The following is a 22,918-nucleotide window of genomic DNA, read 5'->3' as shown; positions in this document are numbered from 1 at the left end:
TATCTCCCTTAACTATTGTTTAATAAAAATCTAAAAATCAAAAAAAATCCAAAAGTAAAAATCCAGGTAATCAGTAAAATCAGCGTAATCCTGAGAAAGACAAAATCCGCGCGGGAGAAATATTTGTTGGAATGGACCAATTGGTCTAATTTGGTCCTCACATGGGTAAAGCAGAAAAAACGCGCCAGTTCATCATAGAAAAAGCCGCTCCTATTTTCAATAAAAAGGGGGTGGCCGGTACTTCTATCAGTGACATCCTCAAAGCCACCAGGTTGGCGAAGGGCGGCGTGTACGGGAACTTTTCCTCCAAAGAGGAAATAGTGATGGAGGTGTTCGATTATATCGCTGAAGAGGAGAAGCTGAACCTGCGGCAGGTGACGGCCACGGCTAATACTTCGGCCGGGAAATTTGAGGCGCTGTTTCAGTATTATGCCCGCTACCCGGAGGAACAAAAGATCGCCGGCGGTTGCCCGATGCTCAACTTCGGCGTCGAGGCGGATGATACTAATCCGGGGCTGAAAAGAAAGGTGAGTGAGCTGGTGCTCTATTACCAGTCGCGCATCGCTAAAATGGTGCAGTATGGCAAGGAGCATGGCGAGTTTGAAAAAGACTGGGACGAACGGAAATTTGCTATCCGGATGTTTACCATGCTGGAAGGCGCTATACTCGTAAGCAGCGTGCTCGGACATAATAAACAAATGCTCGTGGTATTGGAAGCGTTAAGAGAAGAAATCAGGCAGCATTCTCTTTAACTTTTTTTTGTTCTAAAAATAAACCAATCGGTCTATAATGCAACACCAGGTTTTACCATTGTCACTGCGGATGACCGGCGCGATATTATCCGCCATGAGCCGCCCGTTCCCGGTTACCACGGCCAAACTGTTTTACCGGCTGTACTGCACACCGCCCGCATTGAAGCTCCGGCCGGTACATCAGCAGTTCCGCGATCAGGCGGTATTGCAACATTTGCAGGTAACCAGCTATCCGTTTGATAACGCTCCCCTGAAAGTAACCACCTACCGATGGGGAACCACAGGCCCCAAAGTATTACTGCTCCACGGTTGGGGTGGCAGCCCCCTCCATTTTAAACAACTCATCAGCTCACTGGTGCAACAGGGCTACCAGGTGGTATCCTACGATGGGCCGGCACACGGCCTCTCCGGGGGCAAACGCACCAACCTGGTACAATGGATGCATGTACTGGAACAGGTGATGCAACAGGAAGGACCCCTGCACGCTATCGTTGGCCATTCGTTCGGCGGACTCAATGCCGCACTCACACTCTCCCGCAAAAATGTACACGTGCCCCGCCTGCTGATGCTCAGCACGGCATTGAGCGCTCCCGTGTTTTTTAATGAAGCACTCCGCCTGTTCCGTATCCACCCGGTGGTAATGCCCGTGCTGCAGCAACTGATCCGGCAAAGACTGAAAGAAGATCTTGCTGAAATGGACCTGCACCGCTATATCAATCATATCAAAGCCGATAAAATATGGATGGCTTATGATACAACCGATACCCTTGCAAAAGCCACGGAAATAGATGACTACCTGCAGCAATACCCGGCCATACAATCGCTCCGCATCACCGGTGATGGCCATTTCCGCATCATGCGGCACGAAGCGGTGTTGCAGGGAGTCCTGGCTGTATTGGCGGATGACATAAAATAAAAAGGTATTCAACAAGAAACCGGAATTAAAAATAGGCAGGAGTAACTGTCACGGTTATACGCTGATTTTTATCAGCGTGGCGAGCTATCTGTATTTATATCTCCCGCTAAGGCAGTCTGCCTATAGCAGCGGCCTGCGATCATCTTCCCTTTTCAACTGCTCTTTTTTTTCTTCTCTTAAAATTTATACGTTTTAACTTGCTTTCCCCCGTGTAAATGAATATTTTAGGAGAATGAACTTTAAAACCCACGTATATGAGTAATGTTAACAACCGCAGGCAGTTCCTGCGTCAAATGGGCGTGTACACCATGGGAATGGGAATGTTGCCCGCTATACTGGCCGCCTGTAATGAGGGGAAATCCACTAAAAGTGAAGGCGACAGCGCCGCAGCTGCCAAACCCGGTGAAGCCACTGCCCGCGAACTTTTCTTTAAGATCTCATTGGCGGAATGGTCCTTCCATAAAGCGTTGTTTGCCGGTAAAATGAATCACCTCGATTTTGCTTCCCGCGCAAAGAATGAATTTGGCATTGAAGGCATTGAATACGTGAACCAGTTCTTCAAAGACAAAGCAAAGGATCAGGCCTACCTCACAGAAATGAAGAAACGCGCCGACGACCTGGGCGTTCGCAGCGTACTCATTATGTGCGACGGGGAAGGTGAAATGGGCGACCTGGATGTGAAGAAGAGAATGAAGGCAGTTGAAAATCATTACAAGTGGGTAGAAGCAGCGAAGTTCCTGGGTTGTCATGCTATCCGTGTAAACGCAGCGGGAGAAGGCACTCCGGAAGAAGTGGCCAAAGCGGCGGCGGATGGCCTCACTAAACTGGCCACCTTTGGAAAGGAACACGACATCAACGTGATCGTGGAAAACCACGGCGGCATGTCATCCAACGGCGAATGGCTGAGCGGCGTAATGAAAACCGTGAACATGCCTAATTGCGGTACCCTGCCGGATCTTGGTAACTTCTGCATTAAACGCAGCAAACCGGAAAGCAATACACCGGAAGCCTGGGCTAAAACCACCTGCCTCGAAGAATACGACCGGTATAAAGGAGTGGCAGAGCTCATGCCCTTTGCAAAGGGCGTGAGCGCAAAAACATACGACTTCGATGCCAACGGCAATGAAGTAACCATCGACTATACCCGTATCCTCAAAACAGTGAAGGACGCCGGCTTTAATGGTTTCATGGGTATTGAGTACGAAGGCGAAAAATTATCCGAAGAAGAAGGTATCAGGAAAACAAAAGAATTGCTGCTGAGGCTCGGCGGCAAATAAAAATAGTTGAGCGGAGGGAACATTCCCTCCGCTTAACACTTACAATGAAAATATTTTCTTCAGGAATGGCACCACATGACTATATGCATCCGCAGTAGCGGCGCTGTCGAAAATGGGATTGCTCGGATTGGCAAAGCCATGCGCCGCATCATAACGTTTAACCGTGAGCGTTTTACCTGCTTCCTGCATGTTTTTCTCAAATTCATCCACCACCTGGGGGTTAATGCCTTTGTCTTTATTACCGAAAAATCCCAGCACGGGTCCCTGCAGGGTTTTTAGTTTATTCACATCTTTTTCAGGCATGCCATAATACATCACTACGCCTGCGTTTTGAGGCCCAGCCAGTAAACCCGATTGCAAAGAGAGTCCGCCGCCGAAGCACCAGCCAATAGAAGCTATTTTAGCCGTTTTCCCGGCGTAGTTAATGGCGCCCTGCATAATGGCCTGTAATCTTTCCCTGGAAGCTCCCTGCATTAATTTAGCAGCATCTTCGCGGTTGGTAGCTATTTTCTGATCATACATATCCACTGCCAGCACATTTACTTTGCCTCCGAGGTCGTTGTACAGCTGTTCCGATTGCTTTTTGATGTAGTCGTTAACGCCATACCATTCCTGGTACACCAACAGGTATTTACCGGAGGTTTCTTTGGCTTTGAACAGAAAGCCGTGCGCAGGTGTTCCATCTGTAGCAGGAAAGGTGATGGCAGCGCCCGTAGTTCCCTGGTAGGTAAATGGCAGCGGATCTTTGTGCGCCATGCGGAATTCTTCCTGGCTGGCCAGTGCAGCAAATTCAGTGATGGCATCTGTATGGCAGCAGGGCGCCGTTTGGGAAAAAGCACTCACAGCCATCAGTAAACAACCGGTTGAGAAAGTTAGTGTTTTCATGACAGTTAATTTTGCTGACAGAAGATACGAATTTCTGGTGCAGCTTTTGTAAAATCAATAAATATGGATCTTCAGTCAGGTTACCCTTATTCATTGATCCGTAACGGCCTCCCATACAATTATCCCTGGCTGGAACGGGATATTCGTACGCACGTGGCCGTGATAGGCGGAGGCATCTCCGGCGCCTTAACGGCCCATGCCCTCACAAACGCAGGTATTCCCTGTGTGGTAGCCGATGCCCGCACCATTGGCCTTGGCAGCACAGCAGCCAGTTCCTCGCTGTTGCAGTATGAAATTGATACGCCTTTATCGGTACTACGGGATAAAGTGGGTACTTACCATGCCAACAGGGCATATGAACTGTCTGTGGCTGCTATCCACGAGCTGGAGCAGATTTGCAAAGCCCTGCATTTCCCGCATTTTGAAAGAAAGCATAGTCTGTACCTGGCTTCATACCTCAAAGACATAAAAAAATTATCGGAAGAACTGGAAGCCCGCCGGGAGCTGGGGCTGAAAATGGAGTGGTGGGATGCGGCGAAAGTAAAAGCAAAGATGGGCTTTGATGCGCCGGCTGCCATCTATTCCCATACCGCCGCGCAAACAGATGCATATATGCTTACCCATGCCTTGCATCAGCACAATATCAAACATGGTGCGCAGGTATTTGACCGTACCGCCGTGGTGGATATTGATTTCCGTCCTCGCAGCGTAGTGTTAAAAACTTCACTGGGGTACCAGGTTACGGCGCGTTACCTCGTGATTGCCACAGGATATGAGGTGCTGCAATATATCAAAACGCCGCTGCTGAAATTAAACTCCACTTATGCCATCGCAAGTGAACCCAATCACGCAGAAGAACAGTGGTATCAGGATTGCCTGATATGGGAAACAAAATCCCCTTACCTCTACATGCGTACTACCAGCGATCACCGTATAATGGTAGGGGGGCGTGATGAGCCCTTTTATAACCCCGGCCGCCGGGATAAGCTAATCCACCAAAAAGCAAAGGCCCTCGAAAAAGACCTGCGGAGGAAGTTCCCGGAGCTGCGCTTCCACACCGAGTTTAAATGGACCGGCACCTTTGGCGCTACAGAAGACGGACTCCCGTTTATCGGCCCTTTCGCACCTATGCCGCATACCTTTTTTGCACTGGGCTTCGGCGGCAACGGGATCACTTTCAGCCAGATGGCCGCCAATATCATCACTGACCTCATACAGGGAAAGAAAAATCCCGATGCCACCATCTTTTCCTTCAACAGGAAAATCCATTTCTAAACCAGCCCCAAACCCGCTCCCATCTCCCCAAATCACTATAAAACCAAATCCTGCTCCGCTTCCATCTCCCCAAATCCTTATAAAACCAAATCCTGCTCCGCTTCCATCTCCCCAAATCCTTATAAAATCAAAAAAGTAAAATCAAGATAATCAAGATAATCAGCATAATCAGTGTAATCAGTGCTCAAGACAACCTCCGCTCAAGACAACCTCCGCTCAAGACAACCTCCGCGAAAAGCATCTAACGTTAAAGCCTATACTAAAAAGTAATCACCACTTTATTATCGCGGATCTTATATTTGAAATGCTGTTGTTCACCAAGGTTATTCAGCACCTCCTCCAATGAAGCATGAAAAAACGCGGCATCTGTAATCGCCGGTGCTTTGGAAGCATCCCCCTTCATTTCCACTTCCACGCCAAACCATTCTTCCAGTGTGCGGGAAAGTGCCATAGGATTGGCATTATTGATCCGCAGTGTATCAGATAACCAGGTTTCCAGTTCTTCGGGATGATAGGTTTCTTTTTCCATCAGGTCGATGTCATTATTGGCCAGGATCATTTGTCCCCGTTCCAGTATTTCCGGCTGGTTATCGGTGGCAGAGTGATAGGATTTTCCCACGCGGATTTTCCCGTTGAGAAGGTATACGGTAGCGCCATGCTGACTGGCAAAGGAACGCATTTTGAATTCGGTGCCCAGTACAGTAGCCCTTAATTTATCGCTGGTAACCGTAAAAGTATCGGTAGATGGAACTACGGCAAAGAATGCGTCGCCGTCGAGGATCACGGCACGGTTGCCCTGTAAATAATTGGCGGGCACCTCCAGTACAGAAGCGGAGTTGAGTATTACCCGGGAGCTGTCGGGCAGCGTAATAGCAGTACGCCGGCCGGTGGCGCCTTTATAGGTCTGGTATTCAATGCCCGGCGTTTTCAGGTTCACAGGTGCGTTTTCCGGTGCTTTTGTCTGGCAGCCGGTGATCACTATTCCGCCCGTTAGTAACCATGCCAGCGAACAGCGGCTGAAAAAACTACGGGAAATAGTATCAGGTTTAAATAGCATATTCCGGGAATTTTGTATGTATCTTAAAAGACCTAAAAGTAATAAAATAAACAGCGGCATAAGGGTATGCTTAAACAATTTCTGAGAAGCAATAGACAATATCTGTTAACGCTGTTAAAAAGATATACTGATATTATAATGATTTTTGTTTAGAAGCCGGACGCACCCTAACTTTGCGGCCCATGGAAAAGCAGCTACCTTTATCATTTGATAATACCGCTATCGCATTTGAGGCAAAGACCGACAAGGCACTGAAAAAAGCCAACTTTCTTTTTAGTAATATCGGGAAGCCCTGGCTGGTAAAATTAGGCGCCGTGATGACTCCCATCGCCTTTAAACTGGGATTACCCATAAAAGGAATTATTAAAAGCACTATTTTCTCACAGTTCTGCGGCGGCGAAACCCTGGAAGAAGCAGCTACCACTGCACTGCAACTGGGTAACTATCATGTAGGGGTGGCACTCGACTATGGCGTGGAAGCCATGGAAGGAGAAGAAAGCTATGATGCCGCTGTTCCTGAATTCATCCGTGCCATTCAATATGCTGCCTCCAGACCCGATATTCCTTTCATCGCTATAAAAGTCACGGGTTTTGCCCGGTTCGATCTGCTGGAAAAAGTACACCGCAAGGAAACTTTAACGCCCGCCGAACAAGAGGAATATACCCGTGTACGCAACCGTGTGCACGCCATCGCTGAAGCAGGCGCCCGTCATAACGTAGCCATCCTCGTGGATGCAGAAGAATCCTGGATCCAGGACCCGGTAGACGCGCTCACGGATGAAATGATGTCGTTATTCAACAAAGGAAAGGTAATCGTGTACAATACCTTCCAGATGTATTGCCACGACCGTTACCCTTTCCTGCAGGTATCCCTGGAAAAAGCAGTAAAAAACGGCTACCTGCTGGGCGCCAAACTGGTGCGCGGCGCCTACATGGAAAAAGAAAACAAACGCGCTGCAGAGAATAATTATCCAACGCCTATCCAGCCAAGCAAAGAGGCTACGGATAAGGACTATGATGCTGCCGTAAAATTCTGCATCGATAACCTCGATAAACTCGCGGTTTTCATTGGCACGCACAACGAAAACAGCTGCATGTTTGCCGCCAGGCTGCTCCACGAAAAAGGATTGCCGCATAACCATCCGCATGTAAGTTTTTCACAACTGCTGGGCATGAGCGATAACATCACTTTTAACCTGGCGCATGCCGGTTATAATGTTAGCAAATACCTGCCCTATGGTCCCGTAAAAGAAGTAATGCCTTACCTGATCCGCAGGGCGCAGGAGAACACCTCCATTGCCGGGCAAATGGGCCGCGAACTGGCACTTATCAGGAAGGAAATGAAGAGAAGGGCCATGGCATAAGTCATAAAGAAGCGAAGCGCATCCTGGATGCGCTTCGCTTCTTTATGGATAATACTATCAGTTTTAAGTATTGCTTTCACTCTGCGGCAACGGATACCTCGGCCACACATCATCATCAGGCCTGTCTTTAGGCAATGTTCCCAACAGGTTATATCTCCTTACATCTATCCACCGGTGTCCTTCCATAAACAGGGAATAGCGCCTGTTATACAACAGTTCAGTAATTAATGCATTTAAAGCAGCGCCACCGGCATATGGCGCAAGGTTATGCGCTGTGCGTATACGGTTGAGCGCCACAATGGCGTCGGGGAATGCATTTGTCTGAATCTTGGCTTCCGCGTATATCAATATCAGCTCCTCGTTCCGGATAATGCTGATGGGTGCGTTCAGGGAGGTCCATACAATCACATCGCGGTTGCCGGTTAAACCACTCTGGCTGGCGGAAGAAGTCCGCAACGATGTTTTGGAGATGCGGTCATCACCCGGCAGAATATTGGTAGCAAAAGAAGGATGCGCTACTCTTATTTCCCCGTTGCCATTGGGCGGGAGATACATGGTATTGGCAAGATCGCCGCCATTGGTGGAAAAGGCATGATAAACGCCCCTGTTTAAAGCGCCGTTCAGGTCGAAGAAGGATTCATTGAGTGCGGTTAGTGCGTTACTCCATTTCTGTTGATAGGTATACACCCTGGCGGCAATGGCGCGGTTAAATCTAATCAGCCCCGCGGCATCTTTAAATCCCAGGAACCCATCCGACAAAGGAAAAATAACCTCCGATCCGGTAAGATCGGCTTTTCCTTCATCCAGGAATTTCAATATAGAATCCATCACTACCGAAGGGTTGGTAATCACAGGTCCCAGGGTAGCGCCAGTGGGAACGGGGATACGTACGCCATTGGTATTTGTCATGTTGAGATTCAGCAGCAACTGGTAGCCGATCAGCGTTTTGGCAAATCCTGTAAAGGCTTTCTTTTGCACATCAGACGCTACTTCCGTGCGGGTATTGCTGATGGCATCGAGTAAAATGAAACACTGCCTGGCTACCTGGTAGCGGCCCGACCAGGGGTTGGTAAGGTAAAAGGTGTTATTGTCCAGCTGTTTGGAACCGCCGCCCAGCAAATCGGTGGTGTACCGGGGTTCTGCACCGGAGAAACGGTAAATTTCCCGGCCAATAATACCGGTGCCATCGAGGTAAGCAGAGAGGCTGTTACGCATGCCGGATTCGGCGCCGGTTACCAGGTTAAACAGGTCGCTCCTGGAAGGATCGGTAGTGATGCCGCTTACCACGGGTGTATTCAAACTGTTGATCTCTCCTTTCTGGCAGGCGTTCATCACCAGCAGTAAAAAAGCGATCGCTGTTATTGAAAGATACTTTTTCATATGTAATGTTTTTAAGCAGATGGAAAATGATCAGAAATCGACGCCAACATGAAAGCTGGCCCTTTTAGATGCAGGGAACGGCATAACATCCACTCCGGTTGATAACCCGTTACTGCCGCGGGTTTGAGCGGTAGTAATGGTGTTACTTCCGAAGTTGGATACTTCCGGATCATAACCCACGTACTTTGTCCATGTAAAGAAATTATTGGCAGATACGCCCACACGGATTGCTTTCAGCACGGATGTATTTTTCATGGGAATATTGTAATAAAGGCCGATCTCACGGATACGCACATACGAAGCATCCTGCACATAAATGGAAGCATCGCCTGCGCCGGGGCGGTAAAGTCCTGCCTTGGTGCCTTTCATCTCATCGTCATAATCAAAAGAGGTGGCTCCTGCATCGGTGAGCAGCTGTGTAAGATTAATGTTGTCGCCGCCTTTTTTCCAGTGGATGAGGAAACGCAGGGAGAAGTTTTTGAACACGGTTAATTCATTGAAGAAACTCATCTGGAAATCCGGTTCAGCATTTCCGATCAGCTTCAGGTCGCCGTTTACAATGCCTTTGAGCTGTGTGGCGGGTTGTCCTTCTTCCAGGTAAAAAGTGCCGAGGGAGTTACCAAAGGCGCCAATGGCATAGGGAGGAATGATCAGCTTGGTGACTTTGGAACGGTTTTGCCACCAGTTAATGCTGCTGTTCCACCGCACATTGGGCTGGTTCACGGGTATCAGGTTTAATCCCAGCTCTATTCCTTTATTTCTCAGGTCACCACTGTTTTTCCATTCAGTAGCATAACCGGAAGAACCGGGAAGCGCATGACGCAGTAATACGTCATAAATCTTTTTGTTATAGTAAGTTGCTTCCAGGCTGATGCGGCCATTCAGTACGCTTACATCCAGCCCGGTTTCAAATTCTGTTTGCCGTTCCGGTTTAATATCGGGGTTGCCCTGCTGGTTTTCTACCAGCACGCCGGGGAAGCCGCCGATATTGCTGCCGAGCATCTGGGTAAATTTACTGCCATAAGGAGGTACGTTGCCGGATTGGCCATAAGCTGCGCGCAGCTTGAGATTATCCACACCGGCTACCTTCCAGAAATCCATTTTGGCAATATTCCAGGAAACAGATCCTTTGGGGAAAACGTAATATTTCTGGTATTCGCCGTTATTGGTGGACCTGTCGAAACGTACGCCGGCACTGAAAGTAATGGCGTCTATCAGGGAAAGGTCTTCCTGGATAAAAATACCGTTATCGCGGTATTTCTGGCGGAATTGCCGGGTAGTGGTGTTGGCGCTGGCATCCAGGTTACTCTGGCCGGATACCAGGTTGGTAGCTACGGTAACAATATTGTCGAGATAGCCGGTTTCCAGGGTAGCGCCGGCAGTACTGGTTAAACTGAGCTTCTCGCTTGGCGTAAACGTATTCACTATAAATCCGCCGATGTTGGTATTGGTGTTGTTGGTATTGCCCTGGATGGAATGTCCTTGCTGTCCGTTCTCTTCAAACTGGAGGTTGCGTGGAAACAAGGCGGTGGTTTTGAAATTGAAGTAATCGATACCACCGCGCCCTACCAGCCTGGTGGTGGAGCGGTCGCTTTGCTGCAGCCGTATCTCAATATTACCACCACCAACAAAGCGGTTGGTTTGTTCGTTGTTGATCATATTGTCGCGTGTTTCCAGCGGGTTGGAACTGGCGAAGCTATTGCGCGGATACTCACCGAGCGCGTTGGGAAACAGGTTCACAAAATCGGGTGTGGACGACAACGCCACACCGAGGGAAACGCCGTTGTTATCGTTATTGGTGAGCCCCCTGTCGGCGGAAGAGTTGATATAGTTGGTAGTAACGCCTATGGATATACGATCGCTCACCTTATGATCCACATTCAGCCGGATGGAGTTGTTGAAATAGCCGGTGCCTTTCACAATACCGTTTTCCTGCCGCCGGTTACCGGAAAGATAGAAGGTAGTTTTTTCACCGCCGCCACTGAGAGACACACCGGTGTTCAGCACCAGTCCGGTTTGCCCGAAGAGCTCTTTTTCATAGTCAAAGATCTTCCCGGCATTCTTTGCCTCGGTGAACTGCGCCTTGTAAGCAGCACGCTTCGCCTGTACGGCAGGATCAGGGTTATCGGCAGTACCTGCAAGATCAGCAGCTGTTTCCGGGGTAAAGGTGCGGACGCCCATCAGGTGCCGTACTTTGGTAAAACCGGTTTCCTGGTTGAGGGACACTTTCGTTTTGCCTGATTTACCTTTTTTGGTGGTGATGATGATTACGCCGGCAGCAGCTTTGGCGCCATACATAGCGGCGGCGGAAGCGCCTTTCAGGATTTCAATATTTTCAATGTCTTCCGGGTTGAGGTCTGCAATGCGGCTGGAAGGGTTGTCCTGGTTGTTGGGACTGCCCGAGGTAGCGGCGCCGGTTACATCGTTCAATCCGGCGGGAATACTGCTGTTATTGAAGAAAATACCATCTACAACATACAGTGGCTGCGAGTTGCCAAATACAGAAGTGATACCGCGCATTTTTACAGAGATGCCGCCGCCGGGGGCGCCGGAATTGGCGGTTATCAGTGCGCCGGGCACCTTACCGCTGATGGCTGCGTCAAATGTTTGCGCAGGCGCCACCCCGTTTAATTCCGTGCCGGAAATAGTAGCTACCGCATTGGCAAGATTACTTCGCTTTACATTGGTGGCCAACCCGGTTACCACAATTTCATCCAGCCGGGCGAAATCTTCTTCCAGGCTCAGGTTTATTACGTTGTTACCCGGTGTAAGATTGATTGTTTTGGTTTTATAACCGGTATAGCTCACCATTAAACTGGTAGTGCCGGCCGTGATGGCCAGCGTATAGTTGCCATCGGCATCAGTAATGGTCCCTTTATTGGTGTTGGGAATGCGTACGGTGACGCCCGGAATGGGTTTGCCGCTGACGGCATCCCGGATTTTTCCGGTAATGTTTTGCTGCGCAAATAGTGCCAGGGTACTGCATAGGCATAGCAGTACCAGCAAGCTGGATTTTGGTAGAAGCATAGCTTGAAATGGTTTAGATAATGAATGATGATTAAAACGAGGTTACAATATCATGTTGCTGATTATTTTTCTGGTTTATAGATAGTACAGATCCTGATTTGATTTTGGTTGTTTAATAGCGTTAATTTGTTGCGATCCTTGCACAAGGGGTACTACAGGTTTTTCATCATCATCTCTGATGGCAAGGACTTCTCATTAAGCCGATCTTATTGTAACGTAAAATGATATAGCAGATTACGAAATTTTAAGGGTACTTCCGCTTTTTTTCTTTGACTTAAATATGTTATATTTTTTCAACTGGAAAACTTCGTAAATTGCGACCTTATGGAGCAGTATTTATCTTTATTACAACATATTATCCGGGAAGGCGCGGTAAAAACAGACCGCACCGGCACCGGCACTACCAGCTGTTTTGGCTACCAGATGAGATTCAACCTGCAGGATGGTTTCCCCGTGGTGACCACCAAAAAGCTGCATCTCAAATCGATTATATATGAACTGCTCTGGTTTTTAAGAGGAGATACCAACACCGCCTGGCTGAAAGAACATGGCGTAAGCATCTGGGATGAGTGGGCCGATGAAAATGGCGACCTCGGACCCGTGTACGGAAAGCAATGGCGCAGCTGGGAAACCCGCAGCGGCAAGGTAATAGACCAGATCACCGAAGCGGTAAATACCATCAAAAATAATCCTGATTCCCGCCGTATTATTGTGAACGCGTGGAATGTGGGCGAACTGCCGGAAATGGCACTCAGTCCCTGTCATTGCCTGTTCCAGTTTTATGTAACCCCTGCAGATCCCGCAAAAGGGCAACCCCGTGGTAAATTGAGCTGCCAGCTGTACCAGCGCAGCGCAGATGTATTCCTGGGTGTACCTTTCAATATCGCCTCCTACGCCTTGTTAACCATGATGATGGCGCAGGTGTGCGACCTGGAAGCCGGCGACTTTATCCATACTTTCGGAGACGTGCATTTGTACAGCAATCATATGGAACAGGCCAACCTGCAATTAGGCAGGCAACCATTCCCGCTTCCGGTGATGAAGATCAACCCGGACGTAAAAGATATTTTCTCCTTTAAGTATGAAGATTTTGAACTGGTGAATTACCAGTTTCACCCGGCCATTAAAGCACCGGTAGCCATATAACTTTCCATATGCGTATATCCATTATCGTAGCCGCTTCGGAAAATAACGTAATCGGTATCAACAATATGTTACCCTGGCGTTTACCGCTGGATCTTAAATATTTTAAATCCACCACATTGGGAAAACCCATTGTAATGGGACGTAAAACATTTGACTCCCTGGGCAAACCATTGCCCGGCAGACCCAATATCGTGATCACCCGTCAAACGGATTTTCAGCCGGAAGGTGCATATGTAGTGCGTTCTATAGAGGAAGGTGTTGAGAAAGCCAGGTCATTCGGCGGTGATGAATTGTTTATCACCGGCGGCTCGCAAATTTTCGAACAGGCGTGGGCGTTAGTAGACCGGATCTATCTCACCCGCGTATATGCGGTTGTTCATGGGGATGCCTTTTTCCCCCAACTGGATGGCGCAGAGTTTGAACTGGTAAGTGATGAGCGCCATGAGGCGGATGAAAAAAATCAGTACCCGTTCTCCTTCCAGGTATGGGAGCGGATTTGAGATACTAACGTTAACGGTTACTTGAAAATAACAGTGCCCATACCGTTCGTGAGCTCCTTTTCCAGGGAGTTGAGGTGCTTCTGCATTTCAAGGCAGTTCAGGATCTGGTCCATGTCTGTCGCCTTTTTAGCCTCTTCCTGGTTTTCGTGGATCAGCTTCTTGATCTTACGCAGAATAAGATAGTTGGTAGTGGAGATGGTATCTCTCAGATAGGCATTATCACCGTATACGGTATCAATCTCGAAACGGTCTTTCCAGTTAATACTCAAATCGGCTTCTTTATCTTCCAGTATATTGGCAATCTGTTTTGACAGCTGCTGATCTTCATGATACAGGAACCACCGTTTGTCCTGCAGGTTCCCTGCATCGTACAATGCTTTATATTCCCTTAAAATCCTTTTCACCAGCTCACTTTCTGCCAATGCCTCGAAATCGTAGGGGAGGTGGAACACATAGTCGGCTACGGTGTTGTTTTCTTCTTCGCTGAAGGGTTTATCGCCAAAACGCAGCAGGATTTTTACCAGTTCTTTTTCCTGCTTTTCATGCCCGTTGATGAGCGAGTCTACTGAAATGCCTGTTTCAGCAGCCTCCATGGCGGCAATAGCTTCTTCGCTGAGGCCATCATCGCTGGGAGCGGGATTGTTACGCGCATAGGCCTGCTCCCGTTTAACGAGGCGGTCGCGGATAAATTTATTGACCAGCTGGATCAATCCCTGTTCATCGATATGGAGTAGCTGGCTGCACTGACGGATATAATCCTGCTGCCGGGTAAAATCTTCCGCCTTATCAATTTTTGAAATGGTTTCAGCGATTTCATTTACCAGCTGCGATTTTTTATTACTGTCGGCGCCGGCTTCCTGCATGCTCAGCTGCAGCTTGAACAGTACAAAGTCCTGCTTGTTATCTTTAATGAATTCACGGAAGGCTTCCGCACCGATCTTTTGCACATAGCTGTCCGGGTCTTCTTTGTCCGGCAGCAATACCAGCTTCACGTTCAATCCTTCTTCAATGGCCATGTCCAGCCCGCGGAGCGCTGCTTTCACACCGGCGCTGTCGCCATCGTAAAGGATGGTGAGGTTATTGGTATATTTCTTAATCAGCCGCAGCTGATCCTGCGTAAGGGAGGTACCGCTGGAGGCCACCACGTTTTCCACACCTGCCTGGTGCAGGGAAATTACGTCGGTATAACCTTCTACGAGCAGGCACTCATTGAGTTTATCGATGGCGTGCCGTGCAAAGTAGGTACCATACAGTACCCGGCTTTTTACATAAATTTCGTTTTCGGGAGAATTGATGTATTTGGGCGCCCGGTCTGATTTTACCAGGATACGCGCCCCGAAGCCCAGTATTTTTCCGGACTGGTTATGGATCGGGAATATGACCCTGCCGCGATAGTTATCGGCAGGTTGATCGTTCCGGATGGTAACCAATCCTGTTTTTTGCAGGTATTCCAGGTTGTAGCCTTTGTCCAGTGCCGATTTGGCAAAAGAGTCAAAGGTATTCAGACAGTAGCCCAGCTGGAACTTTTTGATGGTTTCTTCCGTAAATCCTCTTTCTTCAAAATAACTCAGACCCACATTCTGGCCTTCATCTTTATTAAAAAGGGTATCGGTGAAGTACTCCCGGGCGTAGTTGTTGATGATAAACAAACTATCCGCCATCAGCTGGTGCTGCTTCAGTTCGGGGCTTACTTCCGTTTCCTCCAGCTCTACCTGGTACCGTTGTGCCAGCCACCGGAGCGCTTCTACATAGGAGTACTTTTCATGCTCCATGATAAAGCTGATGGAATTGCCGCTGGCGCCGCAACCAAAGCATTTATAGATTTCTTTTCCGGGAGATACGGTGAAAGAAGGGGACTTTTCGTTATGAAATGGACACAAGCCTAAGTAGTTGGCGCCTCTTTTTTTCAGTTTAACGAAGGAACCCACAATTTCCACAATATCAATGCGGCTGAGGATCTGTTGTATGGAGTTCTGAGATATCACGGTTTCGTAAATGCAACTGCAAACATACGGGAAAATTAGGATTTGGAGAGAAGGGGATCAGCATATAGGCGTGGTTGCTGTTCCCGGCAACTTTTCCTTATATTTGGTAGATTATAAACTAGCCAAATCAATCTTATTTATCAGATGAAAGAAGTATTTATAGTAGCCGTGGCCCGTACGCCTATCGGTTCGTTCAATGGCGCACTGGCAGGCATTCCGGCCACACAGCTTGGCGCTCACGTTATTAAAGCGGCACTGGAAAGGGCGGGTATCGCCCCGGCAGAAGTAAATGAAGTATATATGGGCAATGTGCTGAGCGCCAATCTCGGCCAGGCGCCCGCTAATCAGGCCAGTCTCGCTGCAGGCGTGCCTAACAATGTTCCCTGTACTACGGTAAACAAAGTATGCGCTTCCGGTATGAAAGCCATTATGCTGGGCGCCCAAAGTATTATGCTGGGCGACAACGACGTAGTAGTGGCCGGCGGCATGGAAAACATGAGCGCAACCCCTTACTACCTGGATAAAGCCCGTACCGGTTATAAACTCGGACATGGCGCCATTACCGACGGCATCATCCGCGATGGCCTCTGGGACCCTTACAAGGATTTTCATATGGGCAACGCAGCAGAGCTGTGCGCCACCGAATACAAAATTACCCGGGAAGACCAGGACGCTTACGCTATTGAAAGCTATAAACGCGCAGCCGCAGCCTGGGAGAAAGGATATTTTAAAGATGAAGTAGTGCCGGTACAGGTACCCGGAAAACAGGTGGTAACGGTGTCTGAAGATGAAGACTATAAGAAAGTGATTTTTGAAAAAGTGCCTTCCCTGAAACCAAGTTTTCAGAAAGACGGCACCATCACCGCTGCCAATGCCTCCAACATCAACGATGGTGCGGCAGCAGTAGTGCTGGTGAGCGGTGAAAAACTGAAAGCGCTGGGATTAAAGCCACTGGCAAAGATCATCAGCTTTGCCGATGCTTCGCAGGCGCCGGAATGGTTTACCACTACGCCGGTAAAAGCTATCAACAACGCACTGAATAAAGCTGGCCTGAAAATCAGCGACATGGATGTGGCGGAAGTGAATGAAGCATTTTCCTGCGTGCCTATTGCCAATGCGAAAGACCTGGGACTGTCGCTCGATAAAGTGAATGTATGGGGTGGGGCCGTAGCCATGGGACATCCTATTGGTTGCAGTGGTGCGCGGATTGTGGTAACATTGAATGCTATTCTGCATCAGCAGCAGGCGCGTTACGGCGTTGCAGGAATCTGCAATGGTGGTGGCGGCGCCAGCGCGATCATTATAGAAAGAGTTTAATTACAGGCCGTCAGCTGCTGTTTTTTTCGAAACCAGCAGCTGACGGCTGATTTATTTTGATCTTACAGCAGTCGGGGCCGTTATGGCATTGCCGGTAAGCGGGTTAATACTCTTTGGATACTTCTCGGATACTTCTCCGATACTTCTCAGTTACTTAGGAGTCGTGTATGTGTCGTACTCCCTATATACTCCCCATATAGTCCCCCTATACTCCCCATATAGTCCCCTTACATTCATGATACACTCTCCATACACTCCCCATACACTCCCCATACACTCATGATACACTCCTCATACACTCCCCATACACTTCCACCCCGGGTTTGTCCTGAAAAAACTTTACACCTGGAGAAATAATCCTGAAACAGGTTTACACTTCATCAATAAATAGCAATCACGGTATCTATGTTATTTACCTGTATTCTCACGCTGTCTCCCCCTTTTTTGACCATCTTCAGCGAATGCAATGCAGCCTTTGGTTTTACCACGTCAGGCACTATTTTCTCAAAAAACAGGTATTTATCTTCCACCAGGCTGTAAACCGGGTAGTTGGATAATATACCGGTAGTTTTCGTTTGCAGGGCGTAGTCGTCGTCAATAGTATAGCGCTGAAACTCGCTGTCCGACAATAAGGTGATAGCGGCTACCAGGGTAAGGGTACGCAGCGGCGGCAGCAGCAGCCCAATCAGCAATACAAACGGGAAGCCAAAAAAAACTGTCAGGTAGGCGTACCTGGCGTCGTTATCCGGTTTGGTAAGGCCGTAAATCAGCATACCGGTACCTGCGTAGAGGGTAAAGAACACCCGTTCGGTTTGTGTGCCCTTGAAGCCGTAGTCGTTCAGCATCAATAACACGCACAGGAGCGCAAAGCAGCCAAAAGCCAGGTGAAGGTACCACAGGAGCGCCTGTATTTCCGGTGCTTTCACCTTTTTTATTTTACAGGACAGGGCAGCTAAAAAGCATAAGGTTAGGATAATAATGGTAATCATGACAGCGGGTAAAGTTGTTGGCCGGGTGTACTATAGTTTAAAATATAAATATATGTATTTATTTTAATTAATAGTATACAGACTGCATGTGGGGGGTATAATAATTATTAATCGGGCGTTTGCTTTGCTTTTTCGCTAACAAACAATATTTTTGCCCTGCCTTTCAATAAGGCATTTAAACTTTCAATTAAGAATAGCATGCGTCAGATAGCTTTCAGACAAGCCTTAAGAGAAGCCCTGCAGGAGGAATTTCGCCGTGATGAACGGGTATTCCTTATGGGGGAGGAAGTAGCCGAATACAATGGTGCTTATAAAGTGAGCCAGGGAATGCTGGATGAGTTTGGTCCAAAACGTGTTATTGACACGCCGATTGCTGAACTTGGATTTGCTGCAATCGGAGTAGGTGCTGCACAGAACGGCCTGCGTCCGGTAGTTGAATTCATGACCTGGAACTTCGCTGTACTGGCGCTGGATCAGATCCTCAATACCGCTTCTAAAATGCTGGCAATGAGTGGCGGCCAGGTGGGTTGCCCGATCGTTTTCCGCGGACCAAACGGTTCTGCCGGTCAATTGGGTGCGCAGCACTCCACTGCATTCGAAAGTTACTACGCCAATATCCCGGGCCTGAAAGTAATCTCCGTTTCCAATCCATATGATGCAAAAGGTTTGCTCAAAGCGGCTATCCGCGATGATGATCCGGTTGTTTTCATGGAAAGTGAAGTGATGTATGGCGATATGGGGGAAGTTCCTGAAGAAGAATATATCATCCCGATTGGTAAAGCAGATATCAAACGTGCCGGTAAAGATGTAACCATCGTATCTTTCAACAAAATGATGAAAGTAGCGCTGGGTGCAGCTGAAGAACTGGCAAAAGAAGGTATCGAAGCAGAAGTAATCGATCTCCGTACCATTCGTCCGCTGGACTGGTTCACCATCCTGGAATCAGTGAAGAAAACAAACCGCCTGGTAATTGTTGAAGAACAATGGCCATTCGCAAGTATTTCTTCCGAAATTACTTACCGTATCCAGAAAGAAGGTTTCGACTACCTGGATGCACCGATCCGCCGTATCACCGCACAGGATGCTCCTATGCACTATGCTCCCAACCTGGTTAAGCAATACCTGCCGGATGTGGAACGTACCGTGAAACTGGTGAAAGAAGTAATGTACATGAAGAAATAGCACCTGCTATCAATATAAAAGAAACGGAGCGAAGATTTTCTTCGCTCCGTTTCTTTTTATCTTTAAAAATATTTTCAGGAAAACAGATCGCTGGAAAGGTAACGGTCGCCGCGATCACAGATGATACTAACGATCACGCCACTACGTAATTCCTTTGATACCCGTACAGCTGCTGCCACAGCGCCGCCGCTGCTCATACCACAAAATACCGCTTCTTCCTTTGCCAGTCTTTTGGTCATGATCCTCGCTTCTTCTTCTGAAATATCCATGATACGGTCTACCCTCGGTTTTTCAAATATTTTAGGGAGATAAGCTTCCGGCCATTTGCGGATGCCCGGGATTTTTGACCCTTCGGTAGGCTGGCATCCTACAATCTGTACTGCCGGGTTCTGCTCCTTTAAATAGCGGGATACACCCATAATAGTACCAGTAGTCCCCATCGCACTTACAAAGTGCGTCACTTCCCCGTTGGTATCTTTCCAGATTTCAGGTCCGGTAGTTTTATAGTGCATGCCGTAGTTATCGGGATTGGCAAACTGGTTCAGCATATAGTAACCGCCTTTCTCCACCTGGGCGTTGGCATAGTCGATAGAGCCTTCCATCGACAATTCCTTTGGCGTGAGCGTTACTTTGGCGCCATATACTTCCATAGTGAGCACCCGCTCGCGGGTAGCATCTGCAGGCATTACCAGCTCTATTTCAATGCCGAAAAGACTGGCAATCATGGCCAGTGCAATACCCGTATTGCCGCTGGTAGCTTCTATCAGTTTCATGCCCGGCTTAATATCGCCCCTGTCGAGCGCGCCTTTGATCATGCCATAGGCGGCCCTGTCTTTCACGCTGCCGGCAGGATTGTTTCCTTCCAGCTTGGCGAAAATTTTAACGGCCGGGTTAACGGATATCTTCTTTAATTCTACCATCGGCGTGTTGCCGATCAGATCTATGATGGAAGCCATTGTACTAGTCCTGGTTTGTATCTGAAAATTTATGTTCTGCTTTATAATAGATCCGGGAGAAAGGTTCCACACTTTTAATCAGCCACACATTCCCGCCTATTACGCTATGATGGCCTATCACCGTATCACCGCCAAGAATGGTGGCGCCGGCGTAAATCACTACATGTTCCTCAATGGTAGGATGACGCTTGCTGCGCGCCATACTTTTTTCAATGCTCAGTGCACCCAGCGTTACGCCCTGGTACAGCTTTACATGCGGTCCTATTACAGTGGTTTCCCCGATCACAATGCCGGTACCATGATCTATGCAACACCAGGGCGCTATCACCGCACCCGGATGAATATCCACTCCTGTACGGGAATGCGCCAGTTCAGTGATCATCCGGGGTAATACCGGTATTTTCAGCTGGTACAGGGCATGCGCAATGCGGTAAAAGGCAATGGCATAAAACCCCGGATAGGCACGGATTACTTCGTATAAACAGGATGCTGCCGGGTCGCCCTGGTAAATGGCCGTGGCATCTTTTGTCAGTTCATCATATATCACCGGTACTTTGTTCATAAAGTCGCGGCTCAGCCCCGCGGCATCCGCAGGCAGCTGATTTTCCATTGATTGCAGCAATTGCTGCAACTGGGCTTCCAGTTCATGGCCAAAACGTTCCAGCGCCACCGGATCGGGGATTACCTGGCCGGTATGTTCAGGAAATAACCAATTCAACAGGTGGCTCACAAATTCATCTACTGCACCCGTGGCAGGATAGGCGTTCGCCGCTGCCAGCTGGTGCCGCCGCTTCAACTCTTCCAGAAAATCATTCATATGCGGATCGAATTACAGGTATTGGCACTTTAATCGTTACTGAAATTACGCATTAATCCTGTAAAGGTAGTAGACTGTCTGCTAATATTCAAGCGTTCCTGGCTGCCGGGAGGATATGGTAATCTCTCAATTGTTTCTGACATGTTAAATGATCCCTGATATAATGCAATTTTAAGGGATTAATCTTTATTTTTGCCCGTTGTATAAAAGGCAGGTATTGCCGGTCGTACAAAATAAAACTGATTATGGCTAACATTTTAATAATAGACGACGAAAAAAGTATTCGTAAAACACTCACGGAAATTTTAACCTATGAAGGTTATAAGGTAGATGAGGCCGCGGATGGTATGGAAGGATTTAAAATGTTCCAGGCAAAGTCATATGATGCCGTTCTTTGCGATATCAAAATGCCTAAAATGGACGGACTGGAGTTTCTCGAGAAAGCACGTGAGGTGAACGGGGATATTCCTATTATCATGGTGTCTGGCCACGGTAATATTGATACGGCAGTAGATGCGGTGAAAAAAGGCGCCTATGATTATATTTCAAAGCCGCCGGATCTGAACCGCTTACTCATTACCCTGCGTAATGCAATGGATAGAACCAACCTGGTTACCGAAACCAAAACCCTGCGCCGCAAGGTGAATAAGGTGCCGGATATGATTGGTCAATCCACCCCGATACTGAAAATTAAAGAAACGATAGAAAAAGTAGCGCCCACGGATGCCAGGGTATTGATTACCGGCGATAACGGGGTGGGTAAGGAACTGGTGGCCAGGTGGCTGCATGAACGCAGTAACCGCGCCGGTGGCCCTATGGTGGAAGTAAACTGCGCAGCCATCCCCGGAGAGCTCATTGAAAGTGAACTGTTTGGCCACGAAAAAGGCTCCTTTACATCCGCTGTAAAACAACGGATCGGGAAGTTTGAACAGGCAAGTGGCGGTACCCTCTTCCTGGACGAAATTGGCGATATGAGCCTCAGCGCACAGGCAAAGGTATTGCGCGCCCTGCAGGAAGGAAAAATTACCCGCGTAGGCGGAGATAAGGAAATCAGCGTGGACGTGAGGGTAGTAGCCGCTACCAACAAGGACCTGCTGCAGGAAGTGGAAAACAAAAACTTCCGCCTGGATCTTTATCACCGTTTAAGCGTGATCCTGATCCACGTTCCTTCCCTGAACGACCGCCGGGATGATGTGCCGTTACTGGTAGACAGCTTCCTCGACAGCGTTTGCAGCGAATATGGTATCTCCCGCAAAGTAGCGGATAAAGATGCCATGAAAGCTTTACAAAATCACAACTGGACCGGTAATATCCGTGAGCTCAGGAACGTAGTGGAAAGGCTCGTTATCCTTTCGGGTAAAACCATCACTGCGGAAGACGTGGAAGATTTCGTGGTGCCAAGCCGCGATAAAAGAAAGGTAAGCTCTTAACCAGCAACAACATGCAAAAACACCTGTATCTGATCAGTGGACTGGGTGCGGATGAACGCATTTTCAACAACCTGCGTTTTCCCACCGGCTACCAGGTGCATCACCTGCAATGGATCCCTCCATTGCAGGAGGAACCCATCAGCCGCTATGCGGCCCGTATGGCCCAAAACATTGCGGCTGATGGGAGGGTAACCCTAATAGGCGTGTCTTTCGGCGGCATCATGAGCCTGGAAATAGCCCGGCATATTCCCGTAGAAAAGAACATCCTCCTGTCGAGCATTAAACGTAGCTCGGAAAAGCCTCCCTATTATAACTGGGTAAAGAAACTCGGACTGCACAAATTACCCGACAGCCTGTTGTATCAACGGAGAAGCGTGGTTGTCAGGAAGTTCCTCAATATCGAAACACCGGAAGAACGCAAACTGGTGAATGAATACCTTGCAAAGCGCGACTATACCTTTACACGTTGGGCGGTAAATGCTATCCTGCACTGGGAAAATGAGCAGGTGCCGGAAGGACTGGTGCATATCCACGGCGCGCGGGACCTGCCTTTCCCGGTTAAATATCTTCAGCCTACACACCTCATTCCCGATGGCGGGCATTTTATGGTGCTGAACCGCTCAGCAGCCATCAATCGTATCCTGGAGGAAGTGCTTTGATACA

At 48.4% G+C, this 22,918-nt stretch carries 19 protein-coding genes; 11 read left to right on the top strand and 8 right to left on the bottom strand.

What is annotated here, in order from left to right; all coding sequences use genetic code 11:
• Nucleotides 1-161 precede the first annotated feature (161 nt).
• From ACLHR0_RS01055 to ACLHR0_RS01045, 3 genes are all read left to right on the top strand, one after another.
• The gene (locus tag ACLHR0_RS01055; protein ID WP_370909874.1) at nucleotides 162-752 is read left to right on the top strand and encodes a TetR/AcrR family transcriptional regulator; all 591 of its coding nucleotides are present in this window, start codon (nucleotides 162-164) and stop codon (nucleotides 750-752) included.
• A 37-nt stretch (nucleotides 753-789) separates the two neighbouring features.
• A complete protein-coding gene (locus ACLHR0_RS01050; RefSeq protein WP_370909875.1) occupies nucleotides 790-1,668 on the top strand; it encodes an alpha/beta hydrolase in 879 nt (292 codons plus the stop codon).
• Between the two features lie 254 nt (nucleotides 1,669-1,922).
• Nucleotides 1,923-2,945, top strand: coding sequence for a sugar phosphate isomerase/epimerase family protein (locus ACLHR0_RS01045; protein ID WP_370909876.1), 1,023 nt, complete (start codon nucleotides 1,923-1,925; stop codon nucleotides 2,943-2,945).
• Between the two features lie 39 nt (nucleotides 2,946-2,984).
• Here the strand turns inward: ACLHR0_RS01045 and ACLHR0_RS01040 are convergent, their stop codons facing one another.
• Nucleotides 2,985-3,830 carry a dienelactone hydrolase family protein gene (locus ACLHR0_RS01040; RefSeq protein WP_436484287.1) on the bottom strand — a complete coding sequence of 282 codons (846 nt, stop codon included), beginning with the start codon at nucleotides 3,828-3,830 and terminating at the stop codon, nucleotides 2,985-2,987.
• 63 nt (nucleotides 3,831-3,893) lie between these two features.
• On the opposite strand from ACLHR0_RS01040, the gene ACLHR0_RS01035 reads away from it, so the two are divergent.
• Nucleotides 3,894-5,105, top strand: coding sequence for an NAD(P)/FAD-dependent oxidoreductase (locus tag ACLHR0_RS01035; RefSeq protein WP_436484286.1), 1,212 nt, complete (start codon nucleotides 3,894-3,896; stop codon nucleotides 5,103-5,105).
• Between the two features lie 259 nt (nucleotides 5,106-5,364).
• Here ACLHR0_RS01035 and ACLHR0_RS01030 read toward each other — a convergent pair whose 3' ends face one another.
• On the bottom strand, nucleotides 5,365-6,162 hold the full coding sequence (locus ACLHR0_RS01030; RefSeq protein WP_436484285.1) for a FecR family protein: 798 nt from the start codon (nucleotides 6,160-6,162) through the stop codon (nucleotides 5,365-5,367).
• Between the two features lie 182 nt (nucleotides 6,163-6,344).
• Between ACLHR0_RS01030 and ACLHR0_RS01025 the strand changes: the two genes are divergently transcribed.
• Nucleotides 6,345-7,526 carry a proline dehydrogenase family protein gene (locus ACLHR0_RS01025; protein ID WP_370909880.1) on the top strand — a complete coding sequence of 394 codons (1,182 nt, stop codon included), beginning with the start codon at nucleotides 6,345-6,347 and terminating at the stop codon, nucleotides 7,524-7,526.
• A gap of 63 nt (nucleotides 7,527-7,589) precedes the next feature.
• On the opposite strand, the gene ACLHR0_RS01020 is transcribed toward ACLHR0_RS01025, so the two are convergent.
• Nucleotides 7,590-8,906, bottom strand: a complete 1,317-nt coding sequence (locus ACLHR0_RS01020) for a RagB/SusD family nutrient uptake outer membrane protein (protein WP_436484284.1) — start codon at nucleotides 8,904-8,906, stop codon at nucleotides 7,590-7,592.
• A 30-nt stretch (nucleotides 8,907-8,936) separates the two neighbouring features.
• Nucleotides 8,937-11,933: a SusC/RagA family TonB-linked outer membrane protein gene (locus tag ACLHR0_RS01015; RefSeq protein WP_436484283.1), complete on the bottom strand. Its 2,997-nt coding sequence runs from the start codon at nucleotides 11,931-11,933 to the stop codon at nucleotides 8,937-8,939.
• 324 nt (nucleotides 11,934-12,257) lie between these two features.
• On the opposite strand from ACLHR0_RS01015, the gene ACLHR0_RS01010 reads away from it, so the two are divergent.
• Nucleotides 12,258-13,079 (top strand): thymidylate synthase, encoded by an 822-nt coding sequence (locus ACLHR0_RS01010; RefSeq protein ID WP_436484282.1) that lies wholly within the window; start codon nucleotides 12,258-12,260, stop codon nucleotides 13,077-13,079.
• Between the two features lie 8 nt (nucleotides 13,080-13,087).
• Nucleotides 13,088-13,579, top strand: a complete 492-nt coding sequence (locus ACLHR0_RS01005) for a dihydrofolate reductase (RefSeq protein ID WP_429045703.1) — start codon at nucleotides 13,088-13,090, stop codon at nucleotides 13,577-13,579.
• A gap of 17 nt (nucleotides 13,580-13,596) precedes the next feature.
• Here ACLHR0_RS01005 and dnaG read toward each other — a convergent pair whose 3' ends face one another.
• The gene (gene dnaG / locus ACLHR0_RS01000) at nucleotides 13,597-15,564 is read right to left on the bottom strand and encodes a DNA primase (protein ID WP_429045705.1); all 1,968 of its coding nucleotides are present in this window, start codon (nucleotides 15,562-15,564) and stop codon (nucleotides 13,597-13,599) included.
• A gap of 144 nt (nucleotides 15,565-15,708) precedes the next feature.
• On the opposite strand from dnaG, the gene ACLHR0_RS00995 reads away from it, so the two are divergent.
• Nucleotides 15,709-16,881 carry an acetyl-CoA C-acyltransferase gene (locus tag ACLHR0_RS00995; protein WP_436484281.1) on the top strand — a complete coding sequence of 391 codons (1,173 nt, stop codon included), beginning with the start codon at nucleotides 15,709-15,711 and terminating at the stop codon, nucleotides 16,879-16,881.
• A gap of 380 nt (nucleotides 16,882-17,261) precedes the next feature.
• Here the strand turns inward: ACLHR0_RS00995 and ACLHR0_RS00990 are convergent, their stop codons facing one another.
• On the bottom strand, nucleotides 17,262-17,807 hold the full coding sequence (locus tag ACLHR0_RS00990; RefSeq protein ID WP_436484280.1) for a hypothetical protein: 546 nt from the start codon (nucleotides 17,805-17,807) through the stop codon (nucleotides 17,262-17,264).
• 210 nt (nucleotides 17,808-18,017) lie between these two features.
• Here ACLHR0_RS00990 and ACLHR0_RS00985 point away from each other — a divergent pair, with 210 nt between their 5' ends.
• A complete protein-coding gene (locus tag ACLHR0_RS00985; protein WP_429065455.1) occupies nucleotides 18,018-19,052 on the top strand; it encodes a pyruvate dehydrogenase complex E1 component subunit beta in 1,035 nt (344 codons plus the stop codon).
• Nucleotides 19,053-19,126: 74 nt separating this feature from the next.
• On the opposite strand, the gene cysM is transcribed toward ACLHR0_RS00985, so the two are convergent.
• Complete coding sequence (cysM, locus tag ACLHR0_RS00980) at nucleotides 19,127-20,008, bottom strand: cysteine synthase CysM (RefSeq protein ID WP_429045710.1); 882 nt, start codon at nucleotides 20,006-20,008, stop codon at nucleotides 19,127-19,129.
• Between the two features lie 4 nt (nucleotides 20,009-20,012).
• Nucleotides 20,013-20,825, bottom strand: a complete 813-nt coding sequence (locus ACLHR0_RS00975; RefSeq protein WP_370913531.1) for a serine O-acetyltransferase — start codon at nucleotides 20,823-20,825, stop codon at nucleotides 20,013-20,015.
• 245 nt (nucleotides 20,826-21,070) lie between these two features.
• Between ACLHR0_RS00975 and ACLHR0_RS00970 the strand changes: the two genes are divergently transcribed.
• Both ACLHR0_RS00970 and ACLHR0_RS00965 read left to right on the top strand, forming a co-directional pair.
• Complete coding sequence (locus ACLHR0_RS00970; RefSeq protein WP_370913530.1) at nucleotides 21,071-22,255, top strand: sigma-54-dependent transcriptional regulator; 1,185 nt, start codon at nucleotides 21,071-21,073, stop codon at nucleotides 22,253-22,255.
• An 11-nt stretch (nucleotides 22,256-22,266) separates the two neighbouring features.
• The gene (locus ACLHR0_RS00965) at nucleotides 22,267-22,914 is read left to right on the top strand and encodes an alpha/beta fold hydrolase (RefSeq protein ID WP_429061147.1); all 648 of its coding nucleotides are present in this window, start codon (nucleotides 22,267-22,269) and stop codon (nucleotides 22,912-22,914) included.
• Nucleotides 22,915-22,918: the final 4 nt, after the last annotated feature.

Source organism: Chitinophaga sp. ARDCPP14, assembly GCF_051362515.1.
Taxonomy (GTDB): Bacteria; Bacteroidota; Bacteroidia; order Chitinophagales; family Chitinophagaceae; genus Chitinophaga.
The sequence above is the reverse complement of the archived record's forward strand: the minus strand, read 5'-3'. Positions and strand labels throughout refer to the sequence as shown.

Excerpts from the sequence above, each read along its gene's own strand:
- ACLHR0_RS01040 (WP_436484287.1), bottom strand. The coding sequence starts at position 3,830 with ATGAAAACACTAACTTTCTCAACCGGTTGTTTACTGATGGCTGTGAGT.
- ACLHR0_RS01015 (WP_436484283.1), bottom strand. The coding sequence starts at position 11,933 with ATGCTTCTACCAAAATCCAGCTTGCTGGTACTGCTATGCCTATGCAGT.
- ACLHR0_RS01025 (WP_370909880.1), top strand. The coding sequence starts at position 6,345 with ATGGAAAAGCAGCTACCTTTATCATTTGATAATACCGCTATCGCATTT.
- ACLHR0_RS01020 (WP_436484284.1), bottom strand. The coding sequence starts at position 8,906 with ATGAAAAAGTATCTTTCAATAACAGCGATCGCTTTTTTACTGCTGGTG.
- ACLHR0_RS01045 (WP_370909876.1), top strand. The coding sequence starts at position 1,923 with ATGAGTAATGTTAACAACCGCAGGCAGTTCCTGCGTCAAATGGGCGTG.
- ACLHR0_RS01050 (WP_370909875.1), top strand. The coding sequence starts at position 790 with ATGCAACACCAGGTTTTACCATTGTCACTGCGGATGACCGGCGCGATA.
- cysM (WP_429045710.1), bottom strand. The coding sequence starts at position 20,008 with ATGGCTTCCATCATAGATCTGATCGGCAACACGCCGATGGTAGAATTA.
- ACLHR0_RS01055 (WP_370909874.1), top strand. The coding sequence starts at position 162 with ATGGGTAAAGCAGAAAAAACGCGCCAGTTCATCATAGAAAAAGCCGCT.
- ACLHR0_RS01010 (WP_436484282.1), top strand. The coding sequence starts at position 12,258 with ATGGAGCAGTATTTATCTTTATTACAACATATTATCCGGGAAGGCGCG.
- ACLHR0_RS00975 (WP_370913531.1), bottom strand. The coding sequence starts at position 20,825 with ATGAATGATTTTCTGGAAGAGTTGAAGCGGCGGCACCAGCTGGCAGCG.
- ACLHR0_RS00970 (WP_370913530.1), top strand. The coding sequence starts at position 21,071 with ATGGCTAACATTTTAATAATAGACGACGAAAAAAGTATTCGTAAAACA.
- ACLHR0_RS01030 (WP_436484285.1), bottom strand. The coding sequence starts at position 6,162 with ATGCTATTTAAACCTGATACTATTTCCCGTAGTTTTTTCAGCCGCTGT.
- ACLHR0_RS00995 (WP_436484281.1), top strand. The coding sequence starts at position 15,709 with ATGAAAGAAGTATTTATAGTAGCCGTGGCCCGTACGCCTATCGGTTCG.
- ACLHR0_RS00965 (WP_429061147.1), top strand. The coding sequence starts at position 22,267 with ATGCAAAAACACCTGTATCTGATCAGTGGACTGGGTGCGGATGAACGC.
- ACLHR0_RS01005 (WP_429045703.1), top strand. The coding sequence starts at position 13,088 with ATGCGTATATCCATTATCGTAGCCGCTTCGGAAAATAACGTAATCGGT.
- ACLHR0_RS01035 (WP_436484286.1), top strand. The coding sequence starts at position 3,894 with ATGGATCTTCAGTCAGGTTACCCTTATTCATTGATCCGTAACGGCCTC.